At 62.6% G+C, this 8,764-nt stretch carries 8 protein-coding genes; 2 read left to right on the top strand and 6 right to left on the bottom strand.

Translation table 11 applies throughout. From position 1 onward, the window contains the following. Positions 1-306: 306 nt before the first annotated feature. On the top strand, positions 307-669 hold the full coding sequence (locus AC1DWJ_RS19115; protein WP_477621691.1) for a hypothetical protein: 363 nt from the start codon (positions 307-309) through the stop codon (positions 667-669). Between the two features lie 209 nt (positions 670-878). Here AC1DWJ_RS19115 and AC1DWJ_RS19110 read toward each other — a convergent pair whose 3' ends face one another. From AC1DWJ_RS19110 to AC1DWJ_RS19090, 5 genes are all read right to left on the bottom strand, one after another. Further along, positions 879-1,232: a Rieske (2Fe-2S) protein gene (locus AC1DWJ_RS19110; RefSeq protein ID WP_477621690.1), complete on the bottom strand. Its 354-nt coding sequence runs from the start codon at positions 1,230-1,232 to the stop codon at positions 879-881. 210 nt (positions 1,233-1,442) lie between these two features. Next, a complete protein-coding gene (locus AC1DWJ_RS19105; protein ID WP_477621689.1) occupies positions 1,443-1,865 on the bottom strand; it encodes a hypothetical protein in 423 nt (140 codons plus the stop codon). Between the two features lie 520 nt (positions 1,866-2,385). Next, positions 2,386-3,672 carry a patatin-like phospholipase family protein gene (locus AC1DWJ_RS19100; RefSeq protein WP_477621692.1) on the bottom strand — a complete coding sequence of 429 codons (1,287 nt, stop codon included), beginning with the start codon at positions 3,670-3,672 and terminating at the stop codon, positions 2,386-2,388. Between the two features lie 77 nt (positions 3,673-3,749). Then, the gene (locus AC1DWJ_RS19095) at positions 3,750-4,826 is read right to left on the bottom strand and encodes a hypothetical protein (RefSeq protein ID WP_477621688.1); all 1,077 of its coding nucleotides are present in this window, start codon (positions 4,824-4,826) and stop codon (positions 3,750-3,752) included. Between the two features lie 3 nt (positions 4,827-4,829). Further along, positions 4,830-6,170, bottom strand: coding sequence for an RNA-directed DNA polymerase (locus AC1DWJ_RS19090; protein WP_477621687.1), 1,341 nt, complete (start codon positions 6,168-6,170; stop codon positions 4,830-4,832). Between the two features lie 679 nt (positions 6,171-6,849). On the opposite strand from AC1DWJ_RS19090, the gene AC1DWJ_RS19085 reads away from it, so the two are divergent. Beyond that, complete coding sequence (locus AC1DWJ_RS19085) at positions 6,850-7,815, top strand: hypothetical protein (protein ID WP_477621686.1); 966 nt, start codon at positions 6,850-6,852, stop codon at positions 7,813-7,815. A 197-nt stretch (positions 7,816-8,012) separates the two neighbouring features. Here the strand turns inward: AC1DWJ_RS19085 and AC1DWJ_RS19080 are convergent, their stop codons facing one another. Then, positions 8,013-8,315, bottom strand: coding sequence for a hypothetical protein (locus tag AC1DWJ_RS19080; protein ID WP_457252754.1), 303 nt, complete (start codon positions 8,313-8,315; stop codon positions 8,013-8,015). Positions 8,316-8,764: the final 449 nt, after the last annotated feature.

The raw sequence follows: 8,764 nt of genomic DNA, 5'->3' as shown, positions 1-8,764 counted from the left end.
GCTGGTCGCCGACGCCCGCCGCGCCGCCCAGCCAGCACGAGCGATGGCACTTGAGGCGGGCCCGGGAGGGCACTGCGGGGCGTCACTTCAATCCAGCGCGGTCGACCTGCCCCCGCACATCGACACTTCGGATCAGCCACTTCCCGGACCCGCAACACCGACGCTACGCCGCACCGACCCGGGCCGGAAGACCACAACGCGAAGGTCCCTCAGACACGCCCGTTGACAACAGAAGGGAGCCGGAAAGACTGTGAGGATCGCCGCACGCATCGCAGCAGGTTCGGGCGTTCGGGCCATGATGTACCCATGAGGCACCTGACCGAGGAGCAAGCCTTGGGGGCGCTCGATCGAGGGCGCCCCATCGAGCAGTTGATAGTTCAGCCGACGACCGACCACATGGGCATCGAGTGGCTTCGACTGTCGCCACAGTCGTCAGGCGTCGCGTTGGTTCGGCACCGCGTGCGCGACTTGGGGAGTGCCGCCTTCCTGGATCTGTACGAGTTCCCTCCCGTCGACCCGGACGAGGAGCCGGGTGAAGGGGCGGTGCTCGCCAGGTTTGCAGGGGGCGCCGAGGCCCTTGCCGCGAGCATCGAGCACGGCGCGCGGGCCGACGGATGGGTCAACGATGGCATCCTTCAGGATGAGTACGCCGACCTGACTCGGTCCTGACCTAAATCGCCCATCGTCGTGAGAAGACACTTAGGGGTTCATGACCCGCGACGAGCCAAGGGGGCGGTATGACGCGGTCGCTGCCGACCACGTTACGGCCACAGCGTGGCAGTAGCGGGCGTTCCTCCCAGGTTCTGTCGGCGGGCTTGCGGGCAACGGCCCGCCCATGCCACTCCGGAGATGCACGCCGAGCGTGGAGGAGACGGCGTTCAGAGCTCGACGTAGACGTCGTCTCCATCGACCACGACGTCGTACCTTGTCAGCGGCGATGGCTTCCGGCCGAGTGCGATCATCCTGCGCGACCAGCGTGGCATGTCCCTACCGCCGAAGCCGGGCGCCCAGTCGAGGTTCTCGCCTGACGCCAGGTCGAAGCGGGAGTTGTGCCACGGGCAGACGACTTGCCCGTCGGCGTACCTCAGACCACCTGGCCCCCTGGTGAGGGAGAGGCCAAGGTGTGGACAGCGATTGCGCGCCGCGCACAACGAGTCTCCAGCGATACCGACCACGACGGACGTGCCCGCAGCATCCACGGCGTGCAGCTCCCCATCGGCGAAGTCCGCCACGCTACCGACCCTTGCTCGACCTGGCATCTCAAGTCTCCTCGTCTCGGGCGCCTGTCCCCGTTCTACCAGCGCACCGCCGCTGCCGTCACTGTCGTTCGCGGAACCACGGCCGTCTCACCAAGGGCGCGATCGCAGTGGAAAGATGCGAGGCGCTCTGAGCCGGCCGCCACCATCGCGCTGCCGGACTGACGCGTACGGCGCCACGGGCTTTCACTCCCCCAAGAGCTGATAGCCGCTGCGGACCGCGACCTTGATGGCCTCAATGTCCGCCATCAGGTCATCCTCCGTACGGCTCTCCAACTTCATCGAGCCCTTGGCGAGGACTCGCGTTGGGCCATCGAATGATTCGACCCATGGCGTATGGATCACCCGGTTCCTGGCCTCGTTGGCGGTCTTGCCCAGATTGAGCCACGAACGAAGGGCGCTGGGATCCAGGGAGCCGCCTTCTTGCCTGGTAGTCAAGGTTTGCATTACTCCGAGGGCCGAACCTACGCCCATCGCGCCAGCGACCAGACGGGCAGTCGACTCCGATATCAGCAACGTGCGGGCTAGGATTTGTGCGGTTACGAGCTCCAACTGATGGCTCATCGCCGTAGTGAGGCCGAGGAGTTGCAGGCGTGACTCGTGATCCATGCGAGCAACTTAGTTGCTCCGCACAGCGCCGGCGGTCAAACGCGTCTCGTGCGCGATCAGTCGGGTGTTACCACGTCCAGCCCCAGTGCCAATGCGGCGGAAGGACGCATGTGGGCCGGCGTGCAGATTTCGGATGAGCGGATCCGTCCGGCGCGGCGGCAACGACCTCGCCCCTTGGTCTAGGTCCTTGCAGTGCAGTAATCGAGGGGACCGGACCCGCGAGCCACCGCTGCCCAGCCAGAGTGACATTGCTGTCGGGGCGGCAGTCATGGGTGCAGGCTCGAAGGCTGAACTTGGTCTGGTCGTTGGCTGGGAAGCACACGCAGGCGCCGTCTGGGGGCACAAGTGGCTTGGTAGGGCAGCTCGTAAGGCAGCCTGATGTAAATCGGGTGTCGGGCCTGCAGGAAGTCCTCCGTATCGACGTTCTGCGTCCTAGAACTTGAACATCGCGTGGCGCCCTGAGCCTTTCGGCTGCCCGACCGGTCCCCCCGATCTGTGCCGGACATCAATCCGCAAAGTCTCAGTACCGGCCCAGCAGCGTTCGCTTGTGTGACCTACTGAGGTGTCGCAACATTCGCTGCTCAGCATTGGGCTCCGGGCGCGGCCCAGGCGCTACGTGTCCTTCTTCCACATCCACCAGGTGGGCGGCTGAGGCCGCGAAGTAGCCCTGCCTTACCAGGGCCATCTGCTCATGCTCGGAAAAGGCGTCGAGGTCCGTGCGCACACTTGCAATGGCCTTAACCGTTTCCTCACGAAAGCCATGATCTGGCGTCAGATCTATGGACCACAATCCTCCAGCAACGACGCCCCGCGCGTACTGGGTCAAGAGCCAGCGTCGTCTTATTGAGGCGGTCTGCGCGGTGGTGGCTGCGAGAGCCCGAGTCGCGATGCCTAGTCGCGTGCGAATGATCAAAGGCGCTGCCCCTGAGAAGGCAGAAGCATCACTCAAGAACACGGTTCCGTGATTCCTCCAAACAGACTCCAAAGCCGTGTTGTCAATCACGCCACCGTCGGTAAGTTGGCATCGATCGAGTAGTAGGGGACGACCCAATTGCCCATGCACGCCGGTTTTCCACTGCCCCGCTGTCAGGTCGACGATCCGAGGGCTAAAAAATGGAGGAAATGCCGCGGATGTCGCAATCGCGGTGGCGAGAGTGTCACCTGGCGCGGGTATGTCATAACCGACCCCAGGGCCGCCCACTCGACCATGTGGGTGATCCATCCTCGGCGTCAGAAAGTACCACCCGTCCAGCGTTGTCAGTTCCGTAGCAGCGATATTCAGAGCGGGTCCCTGGCCTTGAATTTCGCTCAGATGACGCCCGAGGTGGGGCACGTACTTGACCAGCTGACGCTCTAAGGCCTTCAAGGACGCTCCGCCGCGCAGCACATTCGAGGGTCGAGCACGAGCTGTCAACGCAACCGTACGGATGTTGTGGCGGGTCAGTTCAAGTAGGGCTCCTTCTACGTGCTCGACAAATCCGCCAAGCTGCGGTCGCTGCCAGTCCAGTCTTGGGTCTGCCAGTAGGCCAGCCACGATCGAACCGCCAGACACCGAACTTACGGTCGTGACTTGCGTTAGGAGTCCTATCTCATCTAGTCGTTGGAGGGCCCCTAGGTGGAACAGTGCCGCGCGGTACCCTCCTCCACTGAGGCACAGCGCCACACCTTTGCGTCGAATCAGGTACGGCGGAGTTGTCACGCTTCCAAATCTAGTGTTTCGAGAGATCCGACCAGCAAGTTGCGGTGGCCTCGGACGCCGAAGTTGCTCTCTAGAGCTCACGCCATGGGAGGCCAACCCCTGTGGCATTAGGACGAAAGCGCGCGGATCACCCAGATCCACTATGAGCACGTCTGGGGAACAAATGCGGGTCTGGTTCTACCCCGTCAACATCCGTCGCCGTTGCTGGGTGACTCGGGCCTGACGAGTGAGGCACCAACCCCGTAGTGCACCTGCAGGATCCTGCGCCTATTGCTGACAAGCCAAGAGTTCTGGGACGAGTAGGCGCCACGGAGACGACGCTCGTGCCCCCTTGCCGTGATCAATAGCAGACCAACGAGCATGACAGCGTCCCAGGTCACTTCTTCGTAGAGCGACATGTGACGGGCCCGGGGCGGATTGAGGAACTGGCTACCCATACCCATCAGAATCGGCACAGAGGCGAGCAAGACGGCGTGAACGGCATCGACAGGGCGCCTTGCGCCCCTGGCGATGGGCGCATACCCCCGGAAGTACCTCACCGCCCACAACGCTGCTAAGGCCACACAGGGAATCACGAGGGTGCGCGACTGGAAATGGTCATGGCGCAGGAAGAGGACCCCGTACACGGCACTTGCGACCGCTAGGAGCGCATAGTCGACACGGTTGGTCGTCACGGTTGGTACATCGCCGACTGACGTCGCTTCGGGGCGGCTGGCCCTTCCCTGTTGTTTGTGTCGCCATACCGCAAACACCCAACATGAAAGGACGCCAGCCATTAGCCACGTCCGGGTGGGAGTGGCTGCGCCGCCGTCTACCCCGGACACTTCGTAAATTGCGATGGGAGACAGAACGACTGCCAGCCCGCCAAGAATCAATAGAAAGATCGCCTCGAACCCGATCCGGAACATACTGCCCATGTAGAGCGCCCTAGCCCGGATGGCGGGGGGCACCTCCGTATCTAGTAGAAGTAGGTAGGTGTTAAGCGTACTGAGTTCGCCGCGCTCGCCCCATGAGCGAAGAATTTCAGTCGGTTGGAGCGGCCTGATTACAGCGGAACGAGCAGGTGCATCAACGAAATAGAACACCAGACCGACAAGTAGCGATGCAACGACAGCAGCCAGCGTATTTCCGGTTGGGTCCAACCATTTCACGTCGAAGGTCACTCCGACTCCACCAGCCATGCCGACTGCTATGGCCCCGGGAATGAAGATTCGTATGCCCTCGTAGAACTCGAACGAGGCAGCGTCGATGCCCTCGGCCATTGGTCAGAGAATGGAGTGTGGGTTCGGAGGGGGCGCGGCTGCCAAATGCGTGTTGTCTGCCCCTCGCACTTCCATGTCCATGCGCGCAGCAATCACTGCGTTTTGACTCAGACAGCGCTTGGCTATCTCCTCGGTCGCCTCCTGCGCATACCCGTTAAACGCCAGCAATCGGAGCAGGAGTCCCCAAAGTGATGGCGATTCGGTTGCATGCAAGGCGCCTGCCACAGCGTGTGCAGCGCCACGCGAGAGATCCTTGTTGAAGAGGCCAACTGCGAGTCGACATGAGACCCACGTGTGTCCTTCATCCAAAGACTCGATTAGGCGATTCTCCAGGCCACGGCGCACTCTAACGTCATCCGAAAACGTATACAGATAGTCCACAATGCGAGGCGCCTCCCAGGGCACGTCTCGCAGAACGGCAAGCGCCCATTCGACCGCGATGTTGTCACCCTCTGCTGCGAGGCGGGGCAACACGAACCTGAGTTCGCGGCGATGCGCGACGGGGTCACTCGAGGCCGATATGAAGACGCTTCGCAAGGAGGCGCGGACCTGCTCAGTCGGTTCAGAGTCCGGGTGATAGACGCTGGTCAAGGTCGCTTGTCGACTGGCTCGAAAGAGCTGCATCGGTTGGATATGGACTTTGTCGGCATTGAGTCTGAGTCCAATGGTCTCGAGCGCATTGGACAGTTGGCGCACCGCTTCCAAGGCGTCCGCCTCAGAAGCGGCGAAGATGCGATAGTCGTCGACCCATCGTGCAAACGGGAGACGGAGGGTTGCGTCAACCTGAAGAAGGACCATGTTCGCCAAGAACCGGGCGTCAGCATATCCAGCCGGCAGGTGGTCGAGTCCCAAGGACCTGAAGTCTCTGGCGACGTCCTCAAGTCGCGCGGTCGAAACACCGGGAATCGTCCGGGCAGCTTCCAGTACGAGGTCCCAGTTGGTGCTCACAAAGAATTGACGTATGTCCGCCGAGACAACAAAAGCGGCCCGCTCTGTCTCGCCTTCGACGAATTCTGTGAAGCGACGATGCTCAGTGCGGTAAGTCATCCCCGACTCGGCTCCTCGGCGGTACCCGCAGACACCAACCTCAAGCGAATGGTCGACAAAGTCCTTGAACGGCTCAGCGGCATCGTGAAGCTGCAGAATACGATCGAGCGGCAAAATGGGGGCAACCAACCGGCTACCGTCGGGCTTTGGGACGTGCATCTCTTCTATGCGTTCGCCACTTGTTCCTGGCTCGGCATCGAAGTCGGCCCCAGATCGAAGGCCCAGGACGTGCGGCACCCAAGCAGTCTGCATGTCCTCTTCTAGGACGAGCTCGATCGGGGGCAACGTGTCGGGCATGGCGCCACTGTAGACGCCTGCAGCGACACCCGACGAAGCCTCCATCGGCGTTTCGGCGGCGCTGACCGAAGACCCTTCGGTAGTCGAGGCAAGATCCTCCCGTCACAACTTCCGCGCGCAGCCCTGAGCAAAGCCACGACCCGGCGCCTCCCCCCATGCAGCCATCCGGCTCCGCGGTCATCATTGGATCCCAGTCCACCGCTGCGTCCGGGGCGTGGGGGGCTGCCTCTCCTGCTAGGTGGTCGGGATGCCGAACTAGATCAAGGCAGCACTTGCGAGGGGCGCCAAGCATTCGACCAAGGTCAGTTCCTTCGCGGACGTCGAGGTGAGTAGAACGAAGCGCCCCCCAGCAGGCCGAGGCCAGCCCGGCCTGCTGGTCGCTGCAATCAACGAGCACGAGCTAGGTCTGGATCCACACGAGTTCGATCTTGATCCATGCGTGCGGCCCGTTGGGCGAGCAGATGCGGCGAAGTGACGCGGCCCAGATATGGACTGCTTCCACCGTAGGGTCCCCAGGCGCTCTGTGCGCCGTCTGGGCCGACGAAGTGCGCCGATCAAAGAAGCCGGGCACCATTCAGATTGGGCCCGACCGCACTCAGGTCACGGACAGACCAGCGACATCGACGCCAACCGACCATTGGTCGGTATTCACGCTGCTCGCACGAGAGAGGAGTGGCAGGTGCTAGCCAGCCTTCTGCCCGGCCTAAGGGACGTGAGAACTCCATTGACCGTGGGATATCTCTGGCTCGCGACCTTTTGGCTCATATTCCTGCCATCTATCCCACTCACCGAGCCAGGCGACGACGGAGTCGTCAAGCGCCTATTCACGATGGGACAAAGCGTTGGCATCGGCGCGGCGCTGGCAGCTGCGTCATTCGCTGCCTATTTGCTCGGGTCGGTGTTGACAGTGTCCGTGGAGAACACTGGCGCCGGCCGACTCCTCACCGCCTTGTCGCCATACTTCATCACCCCAACTGGACAGAACGCCCTGAAGCTCTACGCCTCATTTCTGAGAGAAGATGTTCTTCGCGGGTTCGAGGGGCGCCTGCTTGACGATATTGAGCCCCGACAATTGGCGTTGAGTGAGGTTGGGACTCCATCGACCGAGTTTCGTGCACGCCTGCTGATCGCTAACAGTGCCGTTTTCGGAGAGTACGACCGCCTTATGTCTGAGGCTGAATTCAGGCTCAATGTCAGTCCCCCTATCCTGGTCCTTGCTGTCTACTGCGCGTTGTCCTTCAGCGGATCGTGGTTGGCCCTCGTTCTTGTTGTCATAGCGCTGCTCGTGCAAGGCACCTCAAAATTGGCTCAATCTGTAGTCGTCCTTCAGCGGGCCGTCACCACCGGAGTGATCACGCACCCGATGCAGTCTGAGGCCAAGCGAGCCGAGGTCCTTGCTGAACTCGAATCTCTAGCGGCGACAACGGACGCCTCGTTCACGAGGGTTTACGAGAGTCGCACGGCGATGGGGGCGCGGACTCTGGCCGTAGTCGCCGCGGTGATATCAGCCGCTGGGACGGTCATTTCGATTGTCCCTCAGATGCAAGACCTCGCGTCGACCTCGTGGGCCACACCAGTCGCGATCGCAGTCAGCGTCGTCGCGATGCTCAGTGCGTTTACTGTCTGGTGGCGCTGGCGCCGATAGACCAACCTGTTCGTCGCCTTCGAGCCCACGCATGGCATACCGCCCCTAAACGCGGCGGAGTGACGCGCCTATCGGGCCGGATCTGGCCGGGCCCGCTCGGGAGTCCTAGGACCCGGACTTCCTGGCAGTCCGGGTCCTAGGACGGCGGTGCGGACTCTGGCACCTTCCTCGGGTTCGGTCATGGCGGCCTGGGCGGTTCAGGCGTGCGCAGGTGCCCTGACTTCGTTGACCACTTCGAACACCGATTCCTGCGGGGGATCGGTGAACCCGCCGGGGATGCCTTGCTGCATGCGTGGCATAAGGGTCGAGTCGCGGAAGGTCTCCCAGCTGTCCTTCGTGTCGTGCACGGCAACGATGGTCCACCCGTCTGCGGAGGGGCCGGCCGCGTGGTACACCTGCCCAGCCGGCAGGCTTCCGTCGGCCGGGTGCACCGCCGCGATCGAGGCTTCGTATTGATCCTTTGTGCCGCCTTTGAACTGGTGAACGACGCCATAACTCATGGGGCTGCCCTCGCTTTTCCGGGTCCGCCCCGGCCCAGCAGGGGCGGCCCGGGACAGTCTCGGCGGGGCCTATTCGACGCTACGCACCAGCCGTGAACCTGTCGATGGACAAACCGGCCACAGCGTTTGCCGATTCCCACGGTTGCCCATCTGGGGGCCTAGCCCGCCGAGCCCCGGCCACGCCGAGAACCGTCCTCAAGGCGGCTGTTAGACGATTCCCTTAGGACCGGTGTCCGGCCAGACTCGGTCCAGGTGGTCGGTGGGAATGCTCGCCATCGCGGCTGCCCACCGAATCGGTGTGGCTCTCTTTCGGTTTGCGTGCCCACCGTCCACCGTGGCGAGGCGTGGCTCAAGAAGGGACTGCCCTGCTCGTAATAGCAATGCCCACCTCGCGTTCCTCCGTTGTTGCGACGAAGCGAGGTGTTGGGTGTGGCGAGGGTGTTCATCGG

The sequence above is a fragment of the Pedococcus sp. P2_D7 genome, assembly GCF_056404295.1.
This window is presented reverse-complemented; position numbering and strand designations above follow the sequence as displayed.

Bases quoted from the DNA above. Each gene is read 5' to 3' on its own strand.
- AC1DWJ_RS19115 (WP_477621691.1), top strand. From the start codon at position 307: ATGAGGCACCTGACCGAGGAGCAAGCCTTGGGGGCGCTCGATCGAGGG.
- AC1DWJ_RS19105 (WP_477621689.1), bottom strand. From the start codon at position 1,865: ATGGATCACGAGTCACGCCTGCAACTCCTCGGCCTCACTACGGCGATG.
- AC1DWJ_RS19100 (WP_477621692.1), bottom strand. From the start codon at position 3,672: ATGCCACAGGGGTTGGCCTCCCATGGCGTGAGCTCTAGAGAGCAACTT.
- AC1DWJ_RS19095 (WP_477621688.1), bottom strand. From the start codon at position 4,826: ATGGCCGAGGGCATCGACGCTGCCTCGTTCGAGTTCTACGAGGGCATA.
- AC1DWJ_RS19090 (WP_477621687.1), bottom strand. From the start codon at position 6,170: ATGCCCGACACGTTGCCCCCGATCGAGCTCGTCCTAGAAGAGGACATG.
- AC1DWJ_RS19080 (WP_457252754.1), bottom strand. From the start codon at position 8,315: ATGAGTTATGGCGTCGTTCACCAGTTCAAAGGCGGCACAAAGGATCAA.